The 25,001-nt window shown below is 70.6% G+C and carries 21 protein-coding genes; 14 read left to right on the top strand and 7 right to left on the bottom strand.

All coding sequences use genetic code 11. From position 1 onward, the window contains the following. Window positions 1–16: 16 nt before the first annotated feature. The 5 genes from C6569_RS14430 to C6569_RS14410 form a co-directional block, all read right to left on the bottom strand. Entirely contained in the window at window positions 17–1,516 is a 1,500-nt protein-coding gene (locus C6569_RS14430; protein ID WP_106751053.1) for a phosphomannomutase/phosphoglucomutase, read from the bottom strand. A 91-nt stretch (window positions 1,517–1,607) separates the two neighbouring features. Further along, entirely contained in the window at window positions 1,608–2,732 is a 1,125-nt protein-coding gene (locus C6569_RS14425) for a DUF2336 domain-containing protein (protein WP_106749505.1), read from the bottom strand. A gap of 174 nt (window positions 2,733–2,906) precedes the next feature. Continuing rightward, window positions 2,907–3,131, bottom strand: a complete 225-nt coding sequence (locus C6569_RS14420; RefSeq protein WP_106749504.1) for a hypothetical protein — start codon at window positions 3,129–3,131, stop codon at window positions 2,907–2,909. Between the two features lie 125 nt (window positions 3,132–3,256). Continuing rightward, window positions 3,257–3,895 carry a response regulator transcription factor gene (locus C6569_RS14415; RefSeq protein ID WP_106751052.1) on the bottom strand — a complete coding sequence of 213 codons (639 nt, stop codon included), beginning with the start codon at window positions 3,893–3,895 and terminating at the stop codon, window positions 3,257–3,259. 116 nt (window positions 3,896–4,011) lie between these two features. Further along, window positions 4,012–4,935 carry a DMT family transporter gene (locus C6569_RS14410; protein WP_245898109.1) on the bottom strand — a complete coding sequence of 308 codons (924 nt, stop codon included), beginning with the start codon at window positions 4,933–4,935 and terminating at the stop codon, window positions 4,012–4,014. A gap of 208 nt (window positions 4,936–5,143) precedes the next feature. On the opposite strand from C6569_RS14410, the gene C6569_RS14405 reads away from it, so the two are divergent. Both C6569_RS14405 and chrA read left to right on the top strand, forming a co-directional pair. After that, the gene (locus tag C6569_RS14405) at window positions 5,144–5,959 is read left to right on the top strand and encodes a chromate resistance protein ChrB domain-containing protein (RefSeq protein WP_106749502.1); all 816 of its coding nucleotides are present in this window, start codon (window positions 5,144–5,146) and stop codon (window positions 5,957–5,959) included. Further along, entirely contained in the window at window positions 5,956–7,275 is a 1,320-nt protein-coding gene (chrA, locus tag C6569_RS14400) for a chromate efflux transporter (protein ID WP_106749501.1), read from the top strand. Before C6569_RS14405 ends, chrA begins: the two co-directional genes overlap by 4 nt. A 79-nt stretch (window positions 7,276–7,354) precedes the next feature. Here chrA and C6569_RS14395 read toward each other — a convergent pair whose 3' ends face one another. Further along, complete coding sequence (locus C6569_RS14395) at window positions 7,355–8,566, bottom strand: penicillin-binding protein activator (RefSeq protein WP_245898108.1); 1,212 nt, start codon at window positions 8,564–8,566, stop codon at window positions 7,355–7,357. Window positions 8,567–8,738: 172 nt separating this feature from the next. On the opposite strand from C6569_RS14395, the gene rsmI reads away from it, so the two are divergent. The 11 genes from rsmI to C6569_RS14340 all read left to right on the top strand — a co-directional run bounded on the left by rsmI (window position 8,739) and on the right by C6569_RS14340 (window position 21,727). Further along, complete coding sequence (gene rsmI / locus C6569_RS14390) at window positions 8,739–9,650, top strand: 16S rRNA (cytidine(1402)-2'-O)-methyltransferase (protein ID WP_181313758.1); 912 nt, start codon at window positions 8,739–8,741, stop codon at window positions 9,648–9,650. Continuing rightward, window positions 9,647–10,024, top strand: a complete 378-nt coding sequence (locus C6569_RS14385; protein WP_106749498.1) for a YraN family protein — start codon at window positions 9,647–9,649, stop codon at window positions 10,022–10,024. The genes rsmI and C6569_RS14385 overlap by 4 nt, the downstream gene beginning before the upstream one ends. 12 nt (window positions 10,025–10,036) lie before the next feature. Beyond that, entirely contained in the window at window positions 10,037–10,975 is a 939-nt protein-coding gene (gene gshB / locus C6569_RS14380; RefSeq protein WP_106749497.1) for a glutathione synthase, read from the top strand. A gap of 214 nt (window positions 10,976–11,189) precedes the next feature. Continuing rightward, complete coding sequence (locus C6569_RS14375; protein ID WP_106749496.1) at window positions 11,190–14,057, top strand: monovalent cation/H+ antiporter subunit A; 2,868 nt, start codon at window positions 11,190–11,192, stop codon at window positions 14,055–14,057. A 1-nt stretch (window position 14,058) separates the two neighbouring features. After that, a complete protein-coding gene (locus C6569_RS14370; RefSeq protein ID WP_106749495.1) occupies window positions 14,059–14,433 on the top strand; it encodes a Na+/H+ antiporter subunit C in 375 nt (124 codons plus the stop codon). A gap of 11 nt (window positions 14,434–14,444) precedes the next feature. After that, window positions 14,445–16,355 (top strand): monovalent cation/H+ antiporter subunit D, encoded by a 1,911-nt coding sequence (locus tag C6569_RS14365; protein ID WP_342750231.1) that lies wholly within the window; start codon window positions 14,445–14,447, stop codon window positions 16,353–16,355. Next, window positions 16,355–16,846, top strand: coding sequence for a Na+/H+ antiporter subunit E (locus tag C6569_RS14360; RefSeq protein WP_106749494.1), 492 nt, complete (start codon window positions 16,355–16,357; stop codon window positions 16,844–16,846). Before C6569_RS14365 ends, C6569_RS14360 begins: the two co-directional genes overlap by 1 nt. Beyond that, complete coding sequence (locus tag C6569_RS14355) at window positions 16,843–17,112, top strand: K+/H+ antiporter subunit F (RefSeq protein WP_106749493.1); 270 nt, start codon at window positions 16,843–16,845, stop codon at window positions 17,110–17,112. Before C6569_RS14360 ends, C6569_RS14355 begins: the two co-directional genes overlap by 4 nt. Window positions 17,113–17,146: 34 nt before the next feature. Then, window positions 17,147–17,506 (top strand): Na+/H+ antiporter subunit G, encoded by a 360-nt coding sequence (locus C6569_RS14350; RefSeq protein ID WP_425440676.1) that lies wholly within the window; start codon window positions 17,147–17,149, stop codon window positions 17,504–17,506. Window positions 17,507–17,643: 137 nt separating this feature from the next. Further along, window positions 17,644–19,179 (top strand): YifB family Mg chelatase-like AAA ATPase, encoded by a 1,536-nt coding sequence (locus C6569_RS14345; RefSeq protein WP_106749491.1) that lies wholly within the window; start codon window positions 17,644–17,646, stop codon window positions 19,177–19,179. 460 nt (window positions 19,180–19,639) lie between these two features. Continuing rightward, window positions 19,640–21,727 (top strand): PAS domain-containing hybrid sensor histidine kinase/response regulator, encoded by a 2,088-nt coding sequence (locus C6569_RS14340; protein ID WP_181313757.1) that lies wholly within the window; start codon window positions 19,640–19,642, stop codon window positions 21,725–21,727. Here C6569_RS14340 and C6569_RS14335 read toward each other — a convergent pair. Continuing rightward, window positions 21,672–22,283 carry an HAD family hydrolase gene (locus C6569_RS14335; RefSeq protein ID WP_106749489.1) on the bottom strand — a complete coding sequence of 204 codons (612 nt, stop codon included), beginning with the start codon at window positions 22,281–22,283 and terminating at the stop codon, window positions 21,672–21,674. The two genes, C6569_RS14340 and C6569_RS14335, sit on opposite strands and share 56 nt — an antisense overlap. A 164-nt stretch (window positions 22,284–22,447) precedes the next feature. On the opposite strand from C6569_RS14335, the gene C6569_RS14330 reads away from it, so the two are divergent. Next, window positions 22,448–24,994, top strand: a complete 2,547-nt coding sequence (locus C6569_RS14330) for a sensor domain-containing protein (RefSeq protein ID WP_245898107.1) — start codon at window positions 22,448–22,450, stop codon at window positions 24,992–24,994. The last annotated feature ends 7 nt before the right edge of the window (window positions 24,995–25,001 follow it).

Genomic DNA, 25,001 nt, shown 5'->3' with positions numbered 1-25,001 from the left:
TACCGTCGCGCCGCCGTCAGATCGTCTGGTTGTAGGCACCGACTTCCGGGTTCTCGCGCAGCACCGTGTCGACCGCTGCGAACATGTCGCGCATGCGCTGCTCGGAGACCGGGCTCTCCACCACCACGACCAGTTCGGGCTTGTTCGACGAGGCGCGAACGAGACCCCAGGTGCCGTCGGGCGTGCCGACACGCACGCCGTTGACGGTGACCAGCGAGGTGATCGGCGCGCCCGCGACGGTGTCGCCCGCCGCCTTCATCGCCTCGAAGCGCTTCACCACCCGCTCGACCACCTCGTACTTCACTTCGTCGGCGCATTTCGGCGACATGGTGGGCGAGCCCCAGGTCTTCGGCACCTCGGCATAGAGCTCCGCCATGGACTTGGCCGGGTTGCGGTCGAGCATGTCGATGACGGCGATGGCGGTGACGAGACCGTCGTCGTAGCCGCGCCCGACCGGCGCGTTGAAAAAGAAGTGGCCGGACTTCTCGAAGCCGGCGAGGGCGTTGAGGTCGCGGACCCGGCGCTTGATGTAGGAGTGGCCCGTCTTCCAGTAGTCGGTCCTGGCGCCGAGACGCTTGAGCTCCGGGTCGGCGTCGAAGAGGCCGGTCGACTTCACGTCGACGACGAATTGTGAGGGGCCGTGCACCTTGCAGAGGTCGCGGGCGAGCATGACGCCGATCTTGTCGGCGAAGATCTCCTCGCCGTGGTTGTCGACCACGCCGCAGCGGTCGCCGTCGCCGTCGAAGCCTAGGCCGACGTCGGCGCCGTGCTCCTTCACCGCCACCGCCATGGCGTGGAGCATCTTCATGTCCTCGGGGTTGGGATTGTACCGGGGGAAGGAATGGTCGAGCTCGGCGTCGAGCGGGACCACCTCGACGCCGAGCGCCTCGAGGATCTGCGGCGCGAAGGCGCCGGCGGTGCCGTTGCCGCAGGCGGCGACAACCTTCAGCTTGCGGGTCACCTTCGGGCGGGTGGTGAGGTCGCGGATGTAGCGGGCGGCGAAATCCTCGACGAAACGATAGGAGCCGCCGCCGACGAGGTCGAAATCGGCGCCCAGCACGATCGTCTTCAGCGCGCCCATCTCGTCGGGGCCGAAGGTGACGGGACGCTGGGCGCCCATCTTCACGCCGGTCCAGCCGTTGTCGTTGTGGCTGGCGGTCACCATGGCGACGCAGGGCACGTCGAGTTCGAACTGGGCGAAATAGGCCATGGGCGACATGGCGAGGCCAATGTCGTGCACCTTGCAGCCCGCCGCCATCAGGCCGGTGACCAGCGCCATCTTGATGGAGGCGGAATAGCCGCGGAAATCGTGGCCGACGACGATCTCGCGCGTCACGCCCATGCGGCCGATCAGGGTGCCGAGGCCCATTCCGACGGCCTGCACGCCCATCAGGTTCAGCTCCTCGCCGAAAAACCAGCGGGCGTCGTATTCGCGGAAGCCCGTCGGCTTCACCATGGGCAGGGATTCGTAGGCGGCGGTGTTGGGCTTCAGGCTGGCCAGCGGCTTCGGAAACATGCGGAAGAGCGCCTCTGTCACGTCGGATGGGAGGGGGGCCTCCTGACGCTCTTCTAACCAGACGCGGCGGTTCTGGCCATCATGCCGTGTGTCAGGCGGCGTTCTCCGTGGGGGCCTGGCGGCCGACCGTCATCCGGACCTTGAGGAAGCGCATGGCGCGCTGGGCGTCGGCGGGGTTGATGGCCTCGTAGTCCTGGCGGGTGACGGTGGTCTCGCCGGCCTGACCGCTGCGCCTCTTGCGGGCGCGAAGGGCGAGGGTCGCTTCCAGGTGGGGATAGGCGATGTTCAGGGCCCGGAAGGCGAGAACGATGGTGTTGATCTCGCCCGCGGCCATCTGCTGGAAGACGAAGTTGCGGTCGAAGCGCAGGAAATGCGCCAGGACCTGCGACAGGTCGAGGAGCCGGCCACCGGCGAGCAGCGGGCCGAGGCCGTCGTCGAGGGTCATGGAGCCCGCCTCGACGGCGGCGATCACCCGTTCGGTGCTCCCGATATTGGCCTTGCGCTTGCGCAGCTCCTCGGTGATCAGCGCCTGGGCGCGGGCCCGCAGGCTGGCGACCGTGCCGGAGGTGTCGTCTCCTTCCGCCTCGGCGGAGACGCGGGCGCAGATCAGCCCGTTGAGCTGTTCCAGGACCGCGGGGGAGAGATCGCCGCGGTCGGCGAGGGCGAGACTGAGCTCATCGTCCTCGCGGGCGCGGGTGACGAGGCTGAGCATGCCCTGCTCGGAAAACTCGGCACCGGCATTGCCGGACACGGTGCGCAGCACGGTGTTGCTGCCGCGGTCGATCAGAACGTCGGTGACCCGCGCCGTCAGGCTCGCGCGGGTGGCGATCGCCTGAAGGTGCTCGTCGCTGCTCGCCTGGGCGAGGGCGACGATGTCGCCTTCGGTCAGCACGGGCGAGCGGGACAGGACGGGGCGGGCGACCTCGATGTCGGAGTCGGAGGCGAGTGCCAGCGCCAGGCTGTGCGGCACGCGCTCGCTGTCGCAGAGGGCGGTGCTGACCTGCGGCCGCTGGTGGGGCTGCAGCTTGCGCAGCACCGCGTTGGCGATCTCGGAGAAGAGATATTCCTCCGCCAGGGTGGGGCTGACGGTGCGGGACAGATAGAGATCCGCCACCCCCCGCAGCAGGGCGAGGCGCTTCTCGCTGTCCTTCTCGATGCCCAGGCGTCCGAGCTGCTCGATGAAGGCACTGGTCTCGTTGACGAGCGTGTCAGCCATGTTCGCCCTTTCGGCGGCGTCGATCGGCGCGGGTGCGACGGTACCGGTCCGCGCAGACGACAGCGGAACCCGTTCTCTCCGCACTATAGGCGGACAAGTGTAACCAAATGCCTGATTTGGGATGTGAAAAGCAATGAACAGCGCGAAAATCCGCACTTTTCGTCAAGCGAGGGCTCAGGCCGCCCGCTGGAGCGGCGGGGCGATGACATGCTGCGCCAGCGACCATGGCGCCTCGTCGAGCGTCATGACGCGGATCTCCGCCACGCACGCGAAGAGCTGGCGGACATGGTCCTCGATGGCGACCAGCGTCCCCGTTTCGCTGCGCAGGGTCAGCCGGTCGGTCACCACCTCGAGGACGTCGCCCTGGAGGCGGGCATAGATGACGGGCTCCTGCGCCATGGGGGTCCTCTCGCCGGCCATGGCGCGACGGGAGTCCGCCGCCGCGGGACCCTCGCCGCGGCAGCCGCGCCGGTGGTGGGATCAGGCACTCGCAGCCAGGCGCGGAGGGCCGCGCCTGTCGGTTTTCAGCGGGCGTCGTGGCGACGCTCGTCGTAGATGACGCGGACGAGGTCGGCGGCGTTGCGGGCGCCGAGCTTTTCCATGATGCGGGCGCGGTGCACCTCGATGGTGCGCGGACTGATGCCGAGGCTGCGGCCGGCTTCCTTGTTGGAGGCGCCGCGCACCAGTTCCTGCAGAACGTCGCGCTCGCGCGGGGTCAGCAGGCTCGCCCCGCCCGGGCCGAGGGCCGAGACGGGATCGGCCCGCTCCGCCGCGCGGCGGGCGTGTCCGGCAAGGGCGTCACCCACGTGCCGGAGGATGTGTTCGGCGTCGACCGGCTTTTCCACCAGGTCGGCCGCGCCCGCCCGGATCACCGCCACGGCCATGGGAATGTCGGCGCGGCCGGACATCATCACCACGGGCCCCTCGAAGCGGCGGAGCGAGATCTGGCGCAGAACCTCCACGCCGCCGACGCCGGGCAGGCAGACGTCGAGAAGGATGGCGTCGGGGTGGCGCTGCTGCATGGCGATGAACAGCGAGGCTGCATCGGCGAAAGCGGCGACGCGATAGCCGGCCTGTTCGAAGACGATGGAAAGACCCTCGCGCACCGGGGCATCGTCATCCACGATGAAGAGGTCGCCGCACCTGTCCGTGTCCGTCCGCATGACCGCCATCCCCCGCGGCTCGCTCGACCGAATTCACCGGGCGCGGAGCCCGACGTCGGGGCAGTGTCCGTTGCGCGGGGGTAAGGCCCTATGCGGCGTATTGACGCAGGGTCAGGTCAGCGCCCGCCGCGGGCGACGACCCGCTCGCGGTAGAGGAGATAGAGCCCGGATGCGATGACGATGGCGGCGCCGGCGAGGGTGTTGGCCGCGGGCACCTGGGCGAAGACGAGCCAGCCGAGGGCCGTCATCCAGACGATCTGCGTGTAGATGAAGGGCGCGAGGATACCCGGCGGCGCATAGCCGTGGGCGACGATGAGCAGCCAGTGGCCGAAAGCGCCGAAGGCGCCGATGGCGATCATGCCGGCGACCGCGCCCAGCGTCGGCGGTGTCGTCCAGATGAAGGGCACGAGAATGGTCGCCACCGCGGCGCCGAAGGCGACGGAATAGATGGATGTGGTGGCTGCGGAATCATGGCCGGCCAGCATGCGGGTCAGGATGTTGTAGAGCGCGTAGACCCAGGTGCCGGCGAAGGTGAGCAGCATGGCCCAGTGCAGGTCGGCGCTCCAGGGGCGGGTGACCACCAGCACGCCGAGGAAACCGACGATGACGGCGATCCAGCGGCGCATGCCGATCCACTCGCCCAGGAAGGGGCCCGACAGGATGGCGACGATGAAGGGCGTCGCGAACATGATGGAGACGGTCTGGTCGAGCTGCAGATATTGCAGCGCGATGAAGTTGAAGGCCGTCGACCCGAACAGCAGCGCCGACCGGATCGCCTGGATCCACGGGCGACGGGTGACGAAGACACCGGGATTGCGGATGGGATTGAAGATGATGAGGATCATCGCCAGGGCCGCCGTGTAGCGGGCCCACACCACCTGCATCGGGTCCATCTGCGTGCCGAGCCATTTGGCGAGCGCGTCGAGGCAGGCGAAACAGGCGAGCGCCGCGCACATGAGGCCGATGCCCTTGAGGCGCGCCCGGGCGGCGGCGGCGGCCCGGTTTTCCGCCGCGGCCTCGTCGCCCGCAGGGGGCGCCATCTGTCCATCTGTTGCCATCCGAGGAGCACTAGCCGATTTGAGCGGCCAGCGTCTCCTCCCACCCGCATGGGAGCCGTGCGGAGGGCTTGCGCGACGTGCCACCTCGGCCCTACACAGAACAGACGGGGCCGACGGCGGTCGCCCCGCGAGGCTGCTGCGGCGGCCCAAGCACCGCCTCCAGACCGCATCCGCGGTGGGAGGTCCTGCTATGTCGGCACCATCATTCTTCATCGGACCGGATGAACTCGCGGCTTTGCTCGGCGGTCCCTCATGGCCGCAGGTCATCGACGTCCGGGCAGCCGAGATCCGTGCCGTGCAGCCCGATCTGCCGGCATCACGGTGGTCCGACGATCCGTCGGGCGCGGCCATCGCGCAGATGATCGATCCGTCGCGCGCCGTGGTCGTGGCCTGCAAGGCCGGGCACAACCGCAGCCAGCGCGCCGCCGCCGAGCTTCGGGCGATCGGTATCGCCGCCAGGGTCCTCGAAGGCGGGTCGATGGCCTATGCCGCGGCCGGGTATCCCATGGTGCCCCGCCAGGCCGCCGATGTCTGGGGAGGCTATGGCCGAACATGGGTGACGCGGCGTCGTCCGAAGATCGACCGGGTCGCATGCCCCTGGCTGATCCGCCGTTTCATCGATCCCGGCGCCGTCATTTTCTTCGTCGAGCCGGACCAGGTGCTGGCGGTCGCGAAGGAGTCCGCCGGGATCGCCTTCGACACGCCCGGGGCGCCGATCGAGCATGACGGAGATCGCTGTTCCTTCGACACGCTTCTCGATGCCGTGGGGCTCGACGGGTTTCCGCCCTTGCAGTCCATGGCGACGATCATTCGCGCCGCCGATACCGGCGACCTCGGCTCCAGCCCGCAGGCGGCGGGCTTCCTTGCCGTCTCGCTCGGCCTGTCGGTGTTGTCGGGTGACGACGATGCCGCCATGCTTCGTCATGGGTTCGTCATGCTCGATGGGCTTTACGCTTGGGTGACGGGTGCTCGCACGGAAACCCACAACTGGACACATCGCTCATGACCGCCCTCGACCCGACCGCCACGGACCGGCCCGTCGCCGTGCCTTTCGCCGAAGCGCTCGCCGTCTGGGTGCGGGTCGGCCTTCTCTCCTTCGGCGGGGCGGCGGGGCAGATCGCCATGCTGCACACGATCATCGTCGAGGAGAAGAAATGGCTCGACGAGAAGCGCTTCCTTCATGCGCTGAACTACTGCACGCTGCTGCCGGGGCCCGAGGCCCAGCAACTCGCCACCTATATCGGCTGGCTGCTGCACGGGGTGCGCGGCGGCCTGACGGCGGGGCTGCTCTTCGTCCTGCCGGGGGCTCTCATCGTCCTCGCCATGTCGATGCTCTACGTCACCGCCCGCGGCCTGCCGGTGGTCGACGGCATCTTCTTCGGCATCAAGGCGGCCGTGCTGGTCATCGTCGTCCAGGCCGTGATCAAGATGGCGAAGCGGGTGGGCGACGCGCCGGTGCTGAAGGCGATCATGGCAGGCTCGCTCTTCGCCATCCTGCTCTTCCAGGTGCCCTATCCGCTGATCGTCCTCGCCGCGGCGGGGCTCGGCGCGCTGCTGCTGCCGCCGCCCGAGGAGGCGGCCCCCCCGGCGAGGCCGGCGCCCGGCCGCTATGCGGCGCTCCTCGGCAACACGCTCGTCTGGGGGGCGGTCTGGTGGGCGCCGGTCGCGCTCGCCGCGCTGCTTCTCGGGCCGGGGCACATCCTCACCCAGATCGGCATCTTCTTCTCGCAGCTCGCCGTCGTCACCTTCGGCGGCGCCTATGCGCTGCTGGTCTGGCTCGCCCAGGCGGCGGTCGAGCAGAAGGGCTGGGTCACGGCGGTGGAAATGGCCGACGGCCTCGGCCTCGCCGAGACCAAGCCCGGACCGACGATCCTGGTGACGCAGTTCGTCGGCTTCCTCGCCGCTTTCCGCGCGCCCGATCCCTTCTCGCCGATGGTTGCGGCCATTCTCGGCGCGGCGGTGACGACATGGGTGACCTTCGCGCCGTCCTTCCTGTTCATCTTCGCAGGCGCGCCCTTCGTCGAGGACCTCAGGCACAACCGCCTGCTCGCCGGCGCCCTCAAGGGCATCACCGCGGCGGTGGTCGGTGTCATCCTCTATCTCGCCATCTGGTTCGGCCTGCACGTGTTCTTCGGCGCGGTCGGCAGCTTCGCCTTCGGCCCGGTGCGGGTGCCGACCTTCGATCCCCTGGCGCTCGACTGGAAGGCGGCGGCCCTCGCCGTCATCGCCTTCGTCCTCGCCTTCCGCCTGAAGCTCGGCCTGCTGCCGCTGATCGCGGTGATGGCGGCGCTCGGCGTCGCGGTGAAGCTCACCCTCGGGTGAAGGCGCCTCGCCGCCGACACAGAAAAAGGCCGGCTTCGCGCCGGCCTTTTCCGTCATGAGTTTGGCGGGACGCCTGCCGTCACGAGCCGCCGGAGAAGGTGCGCGGAGCCGGGCTGACGACGCGGCCGCCGGCCTGGATGACGGCGAGGCCGCGCTGCGGCGTGCCGTCGGCGCGGAAGCGGAAGAGGCCGTCGACGCCGTTGAAGCCCGAAGAGTTGGTGAGGATGGTTTCGGAGAAGCGCTGCGAGCCCTGGGTGCGCACCAGGGCGGCGATCAGCGAGACCGAGTCGTAGGTAAGCGAGGCGATGCGCGCCGGGTCCTGGCCGAAACGGGCGCGATAGCGCTCGGAGAAGGAGCGGAAACCCGCCTCGTCGGGCGCGGCATAGAGGGCCGTCGGCGCGGCGCGGGCGGCGGCGGTGTTGCCGACCCAGGGGCCGACGCCGAGAACCTGGACGCGGCGGGTGTCGATGCCGGCGGTGGAGAGCGCCTGGATCGCCGCGCCATCATAGGGATCGGGGACGAAGATCGCGTCGATCTGGCCGGCGATGCCGGAGAGGCGCGAGGCCGCGGCGCCGATGCCGCTGGCCTCGAGCGGGAACTTCTCGATGGCGACCACGCGGCCGCCGGCGCGGCTGACGGCCTCCTGGAAGGCGCCCTGCACCACCTGGCCGAAGGCCGAGTCGGGGATGAAGGCGGCATAGGAGCGCTTGCCCGCCTGGGTGGCGTGCTGGACGATGCGGTCCACCGTGTTCTGCGGCGTGAAGCTCATGAGATAGACGCCGCGGGTGGCGACGCTGGTGTCGGTGGAATAGGCGATCATCGGCTTGCCGGCGGGGCGGGCCACCGCCGCCGCACCGCGGACGGATTCGGCGAGCAGCGGGCCGAGGATGAGCTCGGCGCCTTCCTGGATGGCAGCCTGAGCCGCCGCCTGGGCGCCGGCGGCGGTGCCGCCGTCGTCCTTGACGAGAATGGTGATGTCGGGGCCCTGGAACTCCGCGACCGCCATCTCCGCGGCGTTGCGCAGGACGGTGGCGGTGTTGCCGGCGGCGCCGCCCGCCGACAGCGGCAGCAGCAGGGCGACCTTCACGGAGCCGGTGCCGATGGTGGAGCCCGGTGCGGCGGGAGCCGTCGGAGCAGGACCGGCCGATGGGCCGGGGCCCTGGATGGCGGCGCCCGAACAGGCCGCCAGGGCCAGGGCCGCCGCGCCGACCAGAAGGCCGCGCAGGGTCGTGCCGCGCGCGAGTTCACCGCGCCGTGTCGCCGCTTCCGCCATGTCCGATCGCCTCCACATGCCCTGGATGCCCGCCCTGTGCACCGGAATAGCCGTGAGCGAGGGCCGAGGTCAAACCACAAGGGCGGCTTTTGCGTGGCTCTCCGGCAACAGGCGGGCCTGCGAGGCCTATGGCGGCGGGCATGGACGCGGGACGGGACCAGCGCCTATGGTCGCCGAAAGAGACCTGCCCATGACCGATATTCCCGCGCCGAAGCCGCCCGACCGGCACTATGTCCTCGGCGGGACACGCTTTCTCGCCCGGCCGCTGGAGCCGGGCCTGCACGTGGTCGCGACGCCCATCGGCAATCTGCGCGACATGACAGTGCGGGCCGTTGAGACGCTGGCGGCGGCGTCGCTCGTCGCCTGCGAGGACAGCCGCGTGACCCGCCGGCTCGTCGACCATTTCGGCCTGACCGCCAAACTCGTCCCCTATCACGAGCACAATGCCGCGGAGATGCGCCCGAAGCTGCTCGAGCGGCTCGCCGCCGGCGAATCGGTGGCGCTGGTTTCGGACGCGGGAACGCCGCTCGTCTCCGATCCCGGCTTCAAGCTGGTGGAGGCGGCGCGCGAGGCCGGCCACCGCGTCGTTCCCGTTCCGGGGCCCTCCGCCGTCATGGCGGCGCTGGTGGTGGCGGGGCTGCCGACCGACGCCTTCTTCTTCGCCGGCTTCCTGCCGCCGAAGACGACGGGGCGCCGGGCCCGGGCGAGCGCGCTCGCCGCGGTGCCGGGATCGCTGGTCTTCTTCGAGACGGGACCGCGCCTCGCCGCGTCGCTGGTCGATCTCGCGGCGGTGCTCGGCGACAGACCGGCGGCGGTGTGCCGGGAGCTCACCAAGCTGCACGAGGAGGTGCGGCGCGGCTCGCTCGCGGCCCTGGCCGACGCCTATGCCGGCGAGGCTGACCCGAAGGGGGAGATCGTGCTGGTGGTCGGGCCACCGGGCGAGGCGCCGCCGCCGGCGGAGACGGATATCGAGGCCCTGCTGCGCGCGGCGCTGGCCGAGAAATCGGTGAAGGACGCCGCGGCGGCGGTGGCGTCGGCCACCGGCCTGCCCCGACGCGACCTCTACCAGCGGGCGCTGCTGCTGGCGAAGGAGGAGGGGTGAGGCGGGAGGCCGATCCGCGGCGCTCGGCCGCCTGGGGCCGCGGGCGCATCGCCGAGACGGCCGCCCTCGTCCTGCTTCTCGCCAAAGGCTACCGCATCCTCGCCAGGCGCTGGCGGGCACCGGGCGCCGAAATCGACATCGTAGCCAGGCGCGGCGACACGGTCGTCTTCGTCGAGGTCAAGGCGCGGGGCTCGCTCGACCTCGCCACGCAGGCCCTGTCGGCGGGGCAGCGGCGCCGCATCACCCGCGCGGCCGAGGTATTCCTGGCGCGGCATCCCCGCCATGCGGGCGGAGAGCGGCGCTACGACCTCATGCTGGTATCGCACGGCGGCTGGCCGCGCCATATACAGGGGGCGTTCGACGCCGATGTCTGAAAGGAATGCCCGATGAGCCTCAAGGTCGCCGTCCAGACCGACCCGATGGAATCGATCAAGATCCGGGGCGATTCCGGCTTCGCCCTGATGCTGGAGGCGCAGCGGCGCGGCCACGAGGTCTTCTATTACCACCCCGACAGCCTGGCGATGCGCGACGGCGTGCCCTCGGCGCTCGCCTATCCGCTTGAGGTGCGCGACGTCGAGGGCGACCACTTCACCCTCGGCGAAGGCGCGCGCGTCGGCCTCGATACGTTCGACGTGATCCTCATGCGGCAGGATCCGCCCTTCGACCTGCACTACATCACCGCGACGCATTTCCTCGAGCGCGTCCATCCGAAGACGCTGGTGGTGAACGATCCGACCAGCGTGCGCAACGCGCCGGAGAAGATCTTCGTCACGCGGTTCCCGCAGCTCATGCCGAAGACGCTGGTGACGCGCGACTTCGACGAGATCCGCGCCTTCCGCAAGGAGATGGGCGACATCGTCATGAAGCCGCTCTACGGCCATGGCGGCGCCGGCGTGTTCCGCATCCGCGAGGGCGACGAGAATTTCGGCTCCTTCCTCGACACCTTCGCCGCGCTGACTCGCGAGCCCTGGGTGATCCAGCATTACCTGCCGGCCGTGCGCGACGGCGACAAGCGCATCATCCTCGTCGACGGCGTCTTCGCCGGCGCTGTCAACCGGGTGCCGGCCGCGGACGACCTGCGCTCCAACATGGTGCGCGGCGGCGCGGCGGAGACGACACAGCTCAGCGACCGCGAGCGCGAGATCTGCGAGACGATCGGGCCGGATTTGAAGGCACAGGGCATCATCCTCGCCGGCATCGACGTGATCGGCGGCAATCTCACCGAGATCAACGTGACCGCGCCGACGGGCATCCGCGCCATCCGCCGGCTGGGCGGACCGGACATCGCGGCGACCGTCTGGGAGGCGATCGAAAAGCGTCGCTGAAGGCGGCGGATCGCCCCATGCAGCCAATTGCCACAACGACCCCCGGGGGCCCCTTGTGGCAATCAGGCCGTTCATGCGCCGGGGGGCCGGCGCGCGGACGTCCGCGCCGCGCCCGTCCGGGCGAGGCCGCGGATCGGGAAAGAGAGGGAGCGGCGGGCCGGATGGGGGCTGAACAGATCGATCGTAAGGCCGGGGCTCCGCCGGAGCAGGCCCGATGAACCTCATCCTCGTGCCGCTCATTCCCCTCTTCGGGGCCCTGCTGCCGCCCCTCGTCGCCCGCTCCGGCCGCGACACGGCCATGGCCGTGACGCTCGCCGTCACGCTCACCAGCCTCGCCCTGATGCTGGTGGATGCGCCGGCGGTCTATCGCGGCGAAACGGTGCTTGCCGGCACCGCCTGGGTGCCGGAGATCGGCCTCTCCTTCCGCGTCTTCGCCGACGGGCTCGGCCTGTTCTTTGCCACGATGATCCTCGCCATCGGCGCGCTGATCATCGTCTATGCGCGCTACTATCTGAGCCGGCAGGATTCGATCGGCCGCTTCTACGCCTATCTGCTGCTCTTCCAGGGCGCGATGGTCGGCATCGTCCTGTCCGACAACATTCTCCTCATGCTGATCTTCTGGGAGCTGACGAGCCTCTCGTCCTTCCTCCTGATCGGCTTCTGGAGCCATGCGGCGGCCGGCCGGCAGGGCGCCCGCATGGCGCTGGTGGTCACCGGCGGGGGAGGGCTCCTCCTCACCGCGGGCATGCTGGTGCTCGGCCATGTCGGCGGCTCCTACGAGCTCAGTGTGCTCCTGACGCGCGGCGAGGTGATCAAGGCCTCGCCCCTCTATCCGCTGATCCTCGCCCTGGTGCTCGCCGGCGCCTTCACCAAGTCGGCCCAGTTCCCCTTCCACTTCTGGCTGCCGCACGCCATGGCGGCGCCCACGCCGGTCTCGGCCTATCTGCACTCGGCGACCATGGTGAAGGCCGGCGTCTTCCTGCTGGCGCGGCTGTGGCCGGTGCTCGCCGGCACCGAATTGTGGGTCGCCGTCGTCGCCCCGGTCGGCCTCGTCACCATGCTGGTGGGCGCCTGGATCGCCCTGTTCAAGGACGACCTGAAGGCCATCCTCGCCTATTCCACCGTCAGCCATCTCGGCCTGATGGTGATGCTGCTCGGCTTCGGCACCCCCTATGCGGCGGTGGCCTGCGTCTTCCACATCCTCAATCACGCGACCTTCAAGGCGGCGCTCTTCATGGCCGCCGGCATCGTCGACCACGAGGCCGGCACGCGCGACATCCGACGACTCGGCGGCCTCGCGAAACTGATGCCGGTGACGGCGGTGCTGGCCGGCATCGCCTCCGCCTCGATGGCCGGGCTGCCGCCGCTCAACGGCTTCCTGTCCAAGGAGATGATGCTGGAGGCGGCCGCGTCCGGGCCGCTGGGCGGCCTCGGCTGGCTGGTCCCGGTGGGAGCCACTCTCGCGGCGCTCGTCTCGGTCGCCTATTCGGTGCGGCTCGCGGTCGGCACCTTCGCCGGCCCGGTGCGCCACGACTATCCCCACCACCCCCACGATCCCGGCATCGGGATGTGGCTGCCGGTGGCGCTGCTGGTCGTGCTGGTCGTCGCCATCGGCCTGCTGCCGGCGCTGATCGCCGGGCCGATCGTGGCGCGCACCGCCCAGGCGGTCATCGGCGCGGCGCCGCTGCCCTACTACTCGCTGTCGCTCTGGCACGGCCTGACGCCGGCGCTGTTCATGAGCGTCGCGGCGGTCGTCGGAGGGCTCGTCGCCTTCCGCGGCCATGGGCTTCTGGCGCGCTGGCGCGCGCCCTGGCCGCGGCCGGAGGCGAAGGGGCTGTTCGACGCCGTCGTGGCCGCGGCGGTCTTCGCGTCCCGCTGGTTCACGCGCCGCGCCAATGTCGAATCCTTGCCCCGGACCCTGGCCATCGTCGCGGTGTCGGTTCTGGTCGTCGCCCTCTGGGCCTTCGCCCGCGGCGAGCACGGAGCCGGCGGGCGCGCCATGCTGCCCGTCCATCTCGTCGCCCTCGTCGCCTGGGCGGCGCTGATCGCCGCATCGGTTGTCGTGGTGCTGAAACACGGCAACCGGCTGCTGACGCTGATCCTGACCAGCGTCGTCGGGCTCATCGTCTCGCTCGCCTTCATCCAGTTCTCGGCGCCCGACCTGGCGCTGACCCAGATCTCGGTCGAGGTGGTCTCGACCATCTTGCTGCTGCTTGCCCTCAACCTCCTGCCCAAGACGACGCCGGCGGAGACCGAGACGCGCCGCAAGGTGCGCGACGGCGCGATCGCGGTGGCGGCCGGGGCCGGCGTCGCCGCGCTCGCCTTCGCCATCCTGACGCGCGACTTCACCACCATTTCCGACTATCACATCGCCCAGGCGAAGCCCGGCGGCGGCGGCACCAACGTGGTCAACGTCATCCTCGTCGATTTCCGCGGCTTCGACACCTTCGGCGAGATCATCGTGCTGGGGATCGCCGCGCTCGCCATCTTCGCGCTGCTCGACACCGCCCTGCGCGGGCCGGCGGCGCGGCGCCTCGCCGCCATGCGGCAGGGGCTGGAATCGGCCGAGGCCCACCCGCTGATCCTGGTGGTGGCGACACGGGCCATGCTGCCGCTGGCCTTCACGGTGGGCGTGTTCATCTTCCTGCGGGGCCACAACCAGCCCGGCGGCGGCTTCATCGCCGGACTGGTGATCGCCATCGCCTACATCATGCAATACATGGCCAGCGGCTATGCCTGGAGCCACCAGCGGGCGCGTTTCGACGCCCACACGCTGGTGGGCGCCGGCGTGGTGATCGCCGGTCTGACGGGCCTCGGCTCGCTCCTCTTCGGCCGGCCTTTCCTGACCAGTTCCTTCGGCTATTTCCACATTCCGCTGATCGGCGAGGTGGAACTCGCCACCGCCATGGCCTTCGACACCGGCGTGTTCCTCGCGGTGGTGGGCACGGTGCTGCTGGCGCTCGCCCAGATCTCGCGCATCGAGGCGCGCGCCGAGCGCAGCCCCGTGCCGGAGGGGCCGGTGGACATCAGGCTGTCGGCGCCCGGGCGGGGCGCTGCGGCCGGCGCGCGGGGGGAGGTCTGACATGGAAGTTCTCGTCGCATCCGGCATTGGACTTCTGACTGCCGTCGGCGTCTATCTGGTGCTGCGGCGCCAGACCTTCCCGGTGATCATCGGCACCGTGTTCCTCTCCTATGCGGTGAACCTGTTCCTCTTCGCCACCGGCCGCCTGACCATCAACCGCCCGCCGATTTATGCGAGCGGGGCGGCCGGCTATGCCGATCCGCTGCCGCAGGCCCTCGTGCTCACCGCCATCGTCATCTCCTTCGGCATGACCGCTCTGGTGGTGGTGCTGGCGCTGCGCGGCTTCCTGGAGACCGGCTCGGATTCGGTCGAGGGCGATCCCTCGGCCGTCGCGGGTGAGGACGCGACGGTGACGACAGACCTGGCGCGGCCGTGATGCAGACAGCCATGACCCACTGGATCGTCGTTCCCCTGGTTCTGCCGGCCGTGGTGGCGCCGCTTCTGATCCTCGCCAGCCGCCACAATCTCGCCGCCCAGAGGGTGATCTCCATCGCCGCGGCCGCCGCCCTGCTGGCGGTCGCCGTCGGCCTCTATGGGCTGGCGCAGGACGGCACGGTGCGGCCCTATCTCGTCGGCGCCTGGCCGGCGCCCTACGGCATCGTGCTCATCCTCGACCGGCTGTCGGCGACCATGGTGCTGCTCTTCGCCGTGCTGGCGCTGGCCATCGTGGTCTATGCCACGGCCGGATGGGACCTGCGCGGCCGGCACTTCCATCCGCTCTTCCAGTTCCAGGTGCTGGGCGTCAACGGCGCCTTCCTGACCGGCGACGTGTTCAACCTCTTCGTCTTCTTCGAGGTGATGCTGATCGCCTCCTACGGGCTGATGCTGCATGGCGGCGGGGCGCGGCGGCTGAAGGCGGGCTTCCGCTATGTCACGGTGAACCTCATCGGCTCGACGCTGTTCCTCTTCGCCGTCGGCACCATCTATGCGGTGACCGGCACGCTCAACATGGCGGACCTCGCGCGCAAGGTGGCCGCGGTGCCGGCGGGAGACACGGCGCTGCTCGGGGTCGGCGCCGTGATGCTGTTCCTCGTCTTCGCGCTGAAGGCCTCGGTGGCGCCGCTGCACGGCTGGCTGCCCACCGCCTATGCGGCGGCACCGGGCCTCTCGGCGGCCCTGTTCATGATCATGACCAAGGTCGGCGCCTACACGATCCTGAGGGTCTATACGCTGATCTTCGGGGCCGATGCCGGGGCGCTCGCCGGCATCGTCACGCCCTGGATGCTGCCGGCGGCGCTGGCGACCCTCGCGGTGGGGGCGATCGGCATGCTGGCGGCGCGCAGCCTCCTCGGCCTCGCCTGTTTCGCCGTCGTCTGGTCGATGGGCTCGCTGCTCGTCGCCTTCGGCCTGTTCGACACCGGGGGCATCGGCGCCGGGCTCTACTACGTCCTGCACTCGACGCTGGCGGGCGCGAGCCTGTTCCTCCTCGTCGACATGCTCGTGCCGCAGCGCGGGACAGCGGAGGACCGGCTGGTGCCGGCGCCGCTCGCCCATCCGGCGCTGCTGGCCGGCCTGTTCTTCGCCACCGCCGTCGCCATGGCCGGCCTGCCGCCGCTCTCCGGCTTCCTCGGCAAGCTGATGATCATGGAGGCGAGCCGCGGCAGCACCGCGGCCGTCTGGATCTGGGGCATGATCCTGGCGACGAGCCTCGTGGCGATCCTCGCCTTCGCCCGCGCCGGCAGCGTGGTGTTCTGGAAGCCGGCCAGGGGCGCGGCGCCCGCGGGCCCGGCGGCCGCGCCGCACGCGGCATCCTCGACAGCCGACGCGGCCGTGACACCCGCGATCGCGACACCGGCGCCGCACGCGGCATCCTCGACAGCCGACGCGGCCGTGACACACGCGATCGCGACACCGGCGCCGCACGCGGCATCCTCGACAGCCGACGCGGCCGTGACACCCGGGATGGCGACACCGGCGCCGCACGCGGTATCCTCGACGGCCGACGCACCGGAACTCCCCGCCGGGGTGGCGCCCGGCGAGGCTGCGGCGAAGCAGGGCGCGTCCGCGCCTGTTGCGCCGGGGCAGGGCACGACGGGGGAGGGGATGCCGAGCCAGGCGTCGTCCTCGCACGCCTCGTATGAGCGACCCGCGCGCGCACGCGTCCCGGCACCGCCGCGGCTGCAGCCGCTGCCGGTCGCGGTCCTGACGATCCTTCTCGGCGCCACGGTGGCGCTCACCGCCCTGGCCGGCCCGGTGCGGCGCGAGATGGGCCTGACGGCGGCGCAGACCCTCGACACCGGCGCCTATGTGCGTGCGGTGCTCGGCCCCGCGGCCACCGCCGCCGCAGGGAGGCCTTGATGGGCACGCGCCTCCTGCCGCAGCCGGCCCTCACGCTCGTCATCACCGGCGTGTGGATGGCGCTCGCCAATAGCGTCTCCCTCGGAAACGCCGTTCTCGGCCTCGCCCTCGGCCTCGCCGTGCCGCTGCTGACCCAGGCCTATTGGCCGGACCGGCCGCGGTTCCGCAAGCCCTGGCGGATCGTCGACTTCGCCCTGGTCGTGCTGTGGGACATCGTCGTCTCCAACATCCAGGTCGCCTGGCTCATCCTGTTTCGCCGCGGCGACAGCCTGCGCTCGCAGTTCATTCGCGTTCCGTTGGACCTCACCAATCCGGAGGCCATCACCATTCTCGCCGGCACCATCACCATGACGCCGGGCACGGTCAGCGCCGACCTGTCGGCCGACGGCACCGCCATCCTCGTCCATTGCCTGGAGACCGACGATCCCGAGGCCACGGTGACCGCCATCAAACAGCGCTACGAACGACGTCTCATGGAGATTTTCGCATGATCGCGACGGCCTGTCTGATCGCCCTCGCGGCGATTTCCCTCGCCCTCCTCCTCAACCTCTACCGCCTCGCCGTCGGCCCCCACGCGCTCGACCGCGTGCTGGCGCTCGACACCATGGTCATCAATGCGATCGGCCTCGTCGTCGTGCTCGGCATCTGGTTCGGGGTCACCATCTTCTTCGAGGCGGCCCTGCTCTTCGCCATGGTCGGCTTCCTGTCGACGGTGGCCTTCTGCAAGTACCTGCTGCGCGGCAACGTGATCGAGTGAGGCCGACATGACGGCGTGGATCGTGGATCTCCTGGTGACCGCACTCCTTCTCACGGGCAGCTTTTTCCTGCTCGTGGGCTCCTTCGGCCTCGCCAAGCTGCCGGACATGATGCGGCGGCTGCATGCGCCGACCAAGGCGACGACGCTCGGCATCGGCGCACTCCTGATCGCCTCGATGGTCTATTTCACCTTCGCCATGGGGATGCCCTCCTTCCACGAACTGATGATCACGCTGTTCCTGTTCATCACCGCCCCGGTCACGGCCCATCTCGTGGCCAAGGCCTACATCCTCAGACACCCGGACCTGCGGCCTCACCTGCCGGACGTGCGGGCGAGTGGCGGCTGGGCAACCCTCGGGACGACGACCGCGGATACACGGCGCGGGGACGACTGACTGCCCCGATGGCTCCCGAAGCGGTGCCGCACGACGGCTTCGCGACGTTGCCTGCCTGCGAACAAAAATGGAACATCCGTATGTTCCCGGATTGTTCCGGTGCGGCTTTCGTGCAGGATGGCTGCGGGGGGTGGGCCATGGTGCAACGCGTCGCGACGGTGGCATTCGAGGGCATCGAGGCCAAGCCCGTGGACGTGCAGGTCCATGTCCTCTCCGGTCAGATCGTCTTCAACATCGTCGGCCTGCCCGACAAGGCGGTGAGCGAGGCGCGCGAGCGTGTCCGTTCCGCCCTGGTGGCGTCCGGGCTGGCGCTGCCGGGGAAGCGGATCACCGTCAATCTGGCGCCGGCGGACCTGCCGAAGGAGGGTTCGCATTTCGACCTGCCCATCGCGCTGGGCCTGATGGCGGCCATCGGTGCCATTCCGCCCGATGCACTGGGCGGCTTCGTGGTGCTGGGCGAGCTCGCGCTCGACGGCCGGATCACGCCGGTGGCGGGGGTGCTGCCGGCGGCGATGGCGGCCAACGCCCTCGGGCTCGGCATCATCTGCCCCGCCGCCTGCGGCCCCGAGGCCGCCTGGGCCGGGGAGGACGTGGAGGTGCTGGCGCCGGACAATCTTGTGCAGCTCGCCAACCATTTCCGCGGCACGCAGGTCCTCTCCCGGCCGATGCCGGGGATCCGGACCGTGGATGCGCCGCTCGCCGACCTGCGGGACATCAAGGGTCAGGAGAGCGCCAAGCGTGCGCTCGAGATCGCGGCGGCGGGAGGCCACGCGCTGCTGATGAACGGGCCGCCGGGTTCGGGAAAGTCCATGCTCGCCAGCCGCATGCCCTCCATCCTGCCGCCGTTGACGGCCGCGGAGCTGCTGGAGGTCTCGATGATCCATTCGGTGGCCGGGGAGCTGGAAGGCGGCCAGCTGACGACGCGCCGGCCCTTCCGCAATCCCCACCATTCCGCCTCGATGGCGGCCCTGATCGGCGGTGGGCTTCGGGTGCGCCCGGGCGAGGTGTCGCTCGCCCATCACGGGGTGCTGTTCCTCGACGAACTGCCGGAATTCCAGCCCCATGTCCTCGACGGCCTGCGCCAGCCGATCGAATCGGGCGAGGCGGTCATCGCCAGGGCGAACCAGCGCGTCAGTTTTCCCGCCCGGTTCCAGCTCGTCGCGGCGATGAATCCGTGCCGCTGCGGCAAGGCCACCGAGCCGGGATTCGCCTGCCCCCGCATGCCCAATCCGCGCTGCATGGCCGATTACCAGGCGAAGATTTCCGGGCCTCTCATCGATCGGATGGACATGGTGATCGAGGTGCCCGCCGTCGCCGCCGCCGACCTCATCCTGCCGGCGCCGGCGGAGGGCAGCAACGAGATCGGCCTCAGGGTTGCTGCGGCGCGGCGGGTCCAGGCTCTCCGCTACGAGAGCCAGGGGCTGCCGGTGCGGCTGAACGCCCATGCGCCGCCGGCCGTGCTCGACGAGGTGGCTGCGCCCGACGCCGCCGGGCTCGCGCTGCTCCGGGACGCTGCGGAGGCGCTGCGCCTCACGGCCCGCGGCTATCACCGGGTGCTGAAGCTCGCCCGAACCATCGCCGATCTCGACGCCAGCGCCGCCGTCCGCCGCGTCCATCTTGCGGAGGCCATCAGCTATCGCGGCGCCACCGATGCCCTGCGCGCCGCCGCCTGACCTCAGGTCCAGGCGGAGCCACCGCGGTCGCCGCACCGTCCCGGGCCGCCGCGGCGCCACCGATGCCCTGCGCGCCGCAGCCTGACCTCAGGTTCCCGCGGAGCCACCGCGGTCGCCGCACCGTCCCGGGCCGCCGCGGCGCCACCGATGTCCTGCGCGCCGCAGCCTGACCTCAGGTCCCTGCGGAGCCACCGCGGTCGCCGCACCGTCTCGGACCGCCGCGGCGCCACCGATGCCCTGCGCGCCGCCGCCTGACCTCAGGTCCCGGCGGGGCCACCGCGATCGCCGCACCGTCCCGCGCGGCGACGGCCGCCGACTGCGCAGGGATTGAGGCGCCGCGCCTGCCCGCCCCTCCCGCGCCGCGGCGGCACCCGGCCTCGCGCCGCCTGCGGTAACACCCCGTCAACCCTGTCGGCCTAGAGTCGTGCCGGCTTGGCCGGGTGGCGCGTGGAGACTTGCCGTGGATGCTTTCGCCCTCGTCGCGGGTGGTGCGGCAGCGCTCGGCGTCGCCTTCGCGGCGGCCCTGTTTCACCTGCTCCATGCCCGCCGCGCCCTGCTGCGCAAGACGGCGGCGCTGGAGGACACGGTCGAGACCCTGACGGACCGGGTCTTCGAACTCGCCGAGAGCGAGGAGCGCCACCGCGGCCTGATCGACGCCCAGGGCGACCTGATCGTCCGGCGCGACGCCGACGGCATCATCACCTTCGCCAACCGCGCCTTCGGGGACCTCGTCGGCGCGCCTGCGGCGGAGCTCGTCGGCCGCGGCGACACGCCCCTGGTGGTCGACCGCTCCGACGAGCGGCGAGAGCCCGACGGATCGCGCAGCATCGACGAGCTCGTCGCCACCCCCACCGGCCGGCGCTGGATCGCATGGCGTCACCATGCCGTCCTCGACGGCGACGGGCGTCCGGAGGAGCTGCAGTCGGTCGGCCGCGACGTCACCGACCGCAAGGCGGCCGAGGCGGCGCTGGCCGCGTCGCGGGCACGGGCGGAGAGCGCCAACGCGGCGAAGTCCCGCTTCCTCGCCACGGTGAGCCACGAGATCCGCACGCCGCTCAACGGCATTCTCGGCATGGCGGATCTCCTGCTCGACACCGGCCTGTCGCCGGAGCAGCGGACCTATGCCGAGGCGGTCAAGGGTTCGGGCGAGACGCTGCTGGCGCTGATCGACGAGATCCTCGACTTCTCCAAGATTGAGGCGGGCCGCCTCGATCTCGACGAGGCGCCCTTCGACCTCCTGCCGATCATCGAGGGCGCGGCGGAACTGCTCGGGCCGCGGGCCCAGGCCAAGGGGCTCGACGTCGCCACCGCCGTCGCGCCGGACGTCCCCTCGCGGCTCGTGGGGGACGCTACCCGGCTGCGCCAGGTCCTGCTCAATCTCGCGGGCAATGCGGTCAAGTTCACCGAGGCGGGCGGGGTCACCATCGCCGCGGCACGCGAGGCCGACCAGTTGATCCTCACCGTGGCCGATACCGGCCCGGGCATCGCTCCCGCCGACGTGGAGCGCATCTTCGGCGAGTTCGAGCAGGGCGAGACGACCTTCTCCCGCCGCCACGCAGGCACGGGCCTCGGCCTTGCCATCTCGCGTCGCATCGTCGCCCTCATGGGCGGCACCCTCTCCGTCGCCACGGCGCCCGGTGCCGGCGCCACCTTCACGGTGCGTCTGCCCATGACGCTGGCCTCCGGCGCCGTCGAGCCGGAGGAGCGGCTGCCGGGGCTCTCCGTGCTCGTCGTCTCGCCGTCGCCGATCGAGCGGGAGGCGCTGACGCGGCGGTTGTCGGCGCGCGGCGCCGACGCGGCGGCCTGCAGCGATCCCGAGGGGGTTCCCGCCGATACCCGCTACGACACGGCGATCATCGATCACCGGCTGGGCGACGACGGTGTCGCCACGGTCCTCGACGCCCTGAAGGACCGGGTCCGGCGCACGGTGCTGCTGGTGCGCCCGGCAGAGCGTCCGGCGATCGCCGCCTGGCGCGAGAAGGGGATCGGCGGCTGGCTGGTGTCCCCGGTGCGGGAAGCCTCGCTCGTCATGCAGATGCGGGCGCAGGGCGAAGTTCCCGCCGAAGGGGCGCCGGAGGCGGAGGGTGCGGCGGACGACGTCCCGTCGGCGGCCGGCGGCCCCTCGCTGACCATCCTCGTCGCCGAGGACAACGCCATCAACGCCCTGCTCTGCCGCAAACTCGTCGAGAAGCTCGGCCACCGGCCGGTCTGGGTGACCGACGGCCGCGCCGCCGCCGCCACCGCCCTCGACCCCCAGGCCGGAATCGACCTCGTGCTGATGGACATGCAGATGCCGGACTACGACGGCCTGTCGGCCGCCAAACTCATCCGCGCCGGCGAGGGCGAGGGTCGGCGGCTGCCGATCGTCGCGCTCACCGCCAATGCCTTCGCCGAGGACAGGGCCGCGGCCATCGCCGCCGGCATGGATTCCTTCCTGACGAAGCCGCTCGACCGCGATCGCCTCGCCGAGGCCATCGACCGCTACGTGGCGGTCACCACGACAGGCCGCGGGCCTGCAGAGCGAGGGACAGCGAAGGGGCGTCGGTGAAGAGCACGGCATCCATGCCGACGGCGCGCGCGCCCTCGACGTTGCGCTGCGAGTCGTCGATGAACAGGCAATCGCCGGGGCGAAGCCCGAATCCCTCGCAGAGCCGGGCATAGATGCGCGGGTCGGGCTTGTTGATGCCCACATCGCCGGAGAGGACGAGACCGGAGAACCGCCCCAGGAACGGGTGAGAGGGAAGCGTCCGGTCGAAGAGCTCGCGCGAGAAGTTCGAGATGCCGTAGACCGGTCCACGCGCCGCCAGTCCCTCGAATATGGCCCGCGTGCCGTCCACCTCGCCGGGGATCGCCTCGAGCCAGTCCTCGTAGAAGGCGGCGAAGACGGGACCGTGGTGGGGATAGCGCGCCGCATGGTCGGCCACCCCCTCGGCCACGGGGCGCCCGGCATCCTGGTGCGCATGCCACTCCATGAAACCGACCTCGGCCATGAAGGCCTCCAGCGCCGCGGTCTCGGGAAAATGCCGGGCCAGGGCGCCCTTCGGGTCCCACCGCAGCAGAACCTGACCGATATCGAAGACGGGTATGGGGGAGGGACCGGACATGGAGGCCTTTTGGCAAGACGGTGTGACGGCGGTGTAACAGTTGAACCGCGCAATAATCGTCCATCAGTAACGAACTGATAACGCGCAAACCCGACAATCCCTGACACATGACGTAGGGTCCGCAAGGCATGGCCGGGACGAAGAGAACGACGCGGAGCCACGGAGTGCGGCAGGATGCCGTATCTTCAGCACGCGAGGCCGCGCTGCTCAAGCGGGCGATGGCCATCGCCCGCATGGGCTACTGGCGCTCGGCCGGCCCTGACCATCCGACGCTGTGGATATCCCCGGAACTCTCCGACATGTACGGCCTCGCGACGCGCGACGGCTTTCTGCCCGTCGCGGAGATCCGCGCCCGCTTTCTCGGCACCGCGCCGGAGGAACTGCTGCGGGGCCTCGCCTGCTGCTGGAAGGACGGAACGCCCTATTCGGTCCATGCCCAGTATCTCCACCCCCTCGGGCAGACCATCGACTTCGCGGTGCACGGCGAGGCGGAACGCGACGCCTCCGGCGCCATCACCGGCATATCGGGCATCGTGCGCGACATTTCGGAGGAGCAGGCGGCCCTGCGCTCCGTCACCGAGAGCGAGCAGCGCCTCTCCGACTTCATCGGCACGGCCTCCGACTGGTGCTGGCAGACCGGCCCCGACCACCGCTTCCTGCCCCTCGCCCTGCCGAGCGAGCGGAACTCGGCGATCCGCACCATCGCAGCCGGCGGGGTGGCCCGCTGGGAACTGCCCGTCGTGCCGGAGCACCGCGAGGCCATGGAGCGCCATCGCGCCGACATGGAGAACCATCGCCCGTTCCGCGACTTCGTCTATACGCTGATCGGGCCCGGCGGCGAGAAGGCGACGATCCGGTCCAGCGGCAAGCCCGTCTTCGACGAGCAGGGCACCTTCCAAGGCTATCGCGGCACGGCGAGCAACGTCACGGACCTGCGGGTCGCCGAAGACCTGCTGGTCCGCCGCACCGCCGCCCTGGCCGAGGCGCATCGCCTGGGCCGGATGGGATCCTGGCACTACCGGCTGGGCTGCGACACAGTCGCCTGGAGCGAGGAGCTCTTCGCGCTCACCGGCTACGACCCCGCGACCTTCGACCTGCGCCACGAGGCGGTCCTGGCCCATTTCGAGCCGGCCGACGCCGAAAAGCTCGTGGCGTTGCAGAAACAGGTGTTGAAGACCGGTGGCGCCGCCACGGCCGATCTCCGGTTCCGGTGCGCCGACGGCCGGGTGGGCGATTTCGCCCTCAACTGCAAGGCCGAACTGGCGGACGGCAAGGTCGTCGGCCTGATCGGCACGGTTCAGGACATCAGCGAACGCAAGCTGGCGCAGCGCCAGCTCGAGGAACTCGCCTTCACCGACTCGCTCACCGGGCTCGCCAACCGCACGCAGTTCAAGCGCTCGCTCACCAGCATGGTGGGGCGAGCCCTGCTGGAGGACAGGTTCGGTGCGCTGCTGCTCATCGACCTCGACCGCTTCAAGGAGGTGAACGATTCGCTCGGCCATGCCGCCGGTGACGAACTGCTGTGCCGGGTGGCCGGCCTGCTGCGGCACGAACTCGGCGGCGAGGCCTTCATCGCCAGGCTGGGGGGCGACGAATTCGCCGTGCTGGTCGAGCGACCCAGCATCCGCGACGACATGCGGGAGCTGGCCGAGCACCTCATCGCCCGGCTGTCGGGACCCATCGACCTCGCCAACGGCGAGGCCTTCGTCGGCGCCACGGTCGGCATCGCCAAGCTGCCGGAGGACGCCGCGACGACCGAGCTGGCGATGCGCAACGCCGATCTCGCCCTCTGCATGGCCAAGGAGACGGGGCGCGGCCGTTGCATGGTGTTCGAACCGGCCTATGCGGAAGCGGTGGAGCAGCGTCTGCTCCTGGCCCGGGACCTGCGCCACGCCATCGAGGAGAACGAACTCCACGCCCAGTATCAGCCGCAGGTGGAGCTCGCCACCGGCCGGGTCGTCGGGTTCGAGGCCCTGCTGCGCTGGACCCACAGGGAGCGCGGGCCGATCTCGCCCGCCGTGTTCATTCCGGTGGCCGAGAGTTCGGGAATCATCGTCGACCTCGGGCTGTGGATCCTGCGGGAGGCCTGCCGGCAGGGCCGCGACTGGCTCGATCAGGGGCTGCCGCCGCGCACCATCGCCGTGAACGTCTCGCCGGCCCAGTTCTGGAACATGGATTTCGAGACGGCGGTCTCGGCGGTGCTGGCGGAGACGGGTCTGCCGCCCAATCTTCTGTGCCTCGAGCTGACCGAGAGCCTCTTCGTCGACCAGAGCGAGCACCAGATCAGCCGGACGCTCGGTGCCCTGTCCGGGCTCGGCGTTCGCCTGGCTCTGGACGATTTCGGCTCGGGCTATTCCTCGCTGGGCTATCTCACGCGGCTGCCCTTCGACCGGCTCAAGGTCGACAGGTCCTTCGTGGACGGCGTGTCCACCCAGCCCGAGAAGCGCAAGCTCCTGGGCGGCATCATCGCCCTCTCCCGCGGTCTCGGCATGTCGGTCGTGGCAGAGGGGGCCGAGCGGGCCGCCGAAGTCGACGTCCTCCGCGACCTCGGCTGCGACGTGGTGCAGGGCTATGTCTATTCGCGCCCCGTGGCGCCGGACAAGGCGCCGGTGGTGGCCGACGCGATCGAGCGGACGCCGCTGGTCGAGTGGGGCCCGCGGCCGATCCGGGCGGAGCGCGGTCCCCCTGCGCTCGCCGTGCTGATGGGCTGAGGAGCCT

It is taken from the genome of Phreatobacter cathodiphilus, from assembly GCF_003008515.1.
In the GTDB taxonomy this organism is placed as follows: domain Bacteria; phylum Pseudomonadota; class Alphaproteobacteria; order Rhizobiales; family Phreatobacteraceae; genus Phreatobacter; species Phreatobacter cathodiphilus.
This window is presented reverse-complemented; position numbering and strand designations above follow the sequence as displayed.

Excerpts from the sequence above, each read along its gene's own strand:
- C6569_RS14425 (WP_106749505.1), bottom strand. The coding sequence starts at position 2,732 with ATGGCTGACACGCTCGTCAACGAGACCAGTGCCTTCATCGAGCAGCTC.
- C6569_RS14395 (WP_245898108.1), bottom strand. The coding sequence starts at position 8,566 with ATGTGGAGGCGATCGGACATGGCGGAAGCGGCGACACGGCGCGGTGAA.
- C6569_RS14415 (WP_106751052.1), bottom strand. The coding sequence starts at position 3,895 with ATGCGGACGGACACGGACAGGTGCGGCGACCTCTTCATCGTGGATGAC.
- C6569_RS14335 (WP_106749489.1), bottom strand. The coding sequence starts at position 22,283 with ATGTCCGGTCCCTCCCCCATACCCGTCTTCGATATCGGTCAGGTTCTG.
- C6569_RS14405 (WP_106749502.1), top strand. The coding sequence starts at position 5,144 with ATGTCGGCACCATCATTCTTCATCGGACCGGATGAACTCGCGGCTTTG.
- C6569_RS14375 (WP_106749496.1), top strand. The coding sequence starts at position 11,190 with ATGAACCTCATCCTCGTGCCGCTCATTCCCCTCTTCGGGGCCCTGCTG.
- C6569_RS14370 (WP_106749495.1), top strand. The coding sequence starts at position 14,059 with ATGGAAGTTCTCGTCGCATCCGGCATTGGACTTCTGACTGCCGTCGGC.
- C6569_RS14355 (WP_106749493.1), top strand. The coding sequence starts at position 16,843 with ATGATCGCGACGGCCTGTCTGATCGCCCTCGCGGCGATTTCCCTCGCC.
- rsmI (WP_181313758.1), top strand. The coding sequence starts at position 8,739 with ATGACCGATATTCCCGCGCCGAAGCCGCCCGACCGGCACTATGTCCTC.
- C6569_RS14345 (WP_106749491.1), top strand. The coding sequence starts at position 17,644 with ATGGTGCAACGCGTCGCGACGGTGGCATTCGAGGGCATCGAGGCCAAG.
- C6569_RS14420 (WP_106749504.1), bottom strand. The coding sequence starts at position 3,131 with ATGGCGCAGGAGCCCGTCATCTATGCCCGCCTCCAGGGCGACGTCCTC.
- C6569_RS14365 (WP_342750231.1), top strand. The coding sequence starts at position 14,445 with ATGACCCACTGGATCGTCGTTCCCCTGGTTCTGCCGGCCGTGGTGGCG.
- C6569_RS14430 (WP_106751053.1), bottom strand. The coding sequence starts at position 1,516 with ATGTTTCCGAAGCCGCTGGCCAGCCTGAAGCCCAACACCGCCGCCTAC.
- gshB (WP_106749497.1), top strand. The coding sequence starts at position 10,037 with ATGAGCCTCAAGGTCGCCGTCCAGACCGACCCGATGGAATCGATCAAG.
- chrA (WP_106749501.1), top strand. The coding sequence starts at position 5,956 with ATGACCGCCCTCGACCCGACCGCCACGGACCGGCCCGTCGCCGTGCCT.
- C6569_RS14410 (WP_245898109.1), bottom strand. The coding sequence starts at position 4,935 with ATGGCGCCCCCTGCGGGCGACGAGGCCGCGGCGGAAAACCGGGCCGCC.
- C6569_RS14360 (WP_106749494.1), top strand. The coding sequence starts at position 16,355 with ATGGGCACGCGCCTCCTGCCGCAGCCGGCCCTCACGCTCGTCATCACC.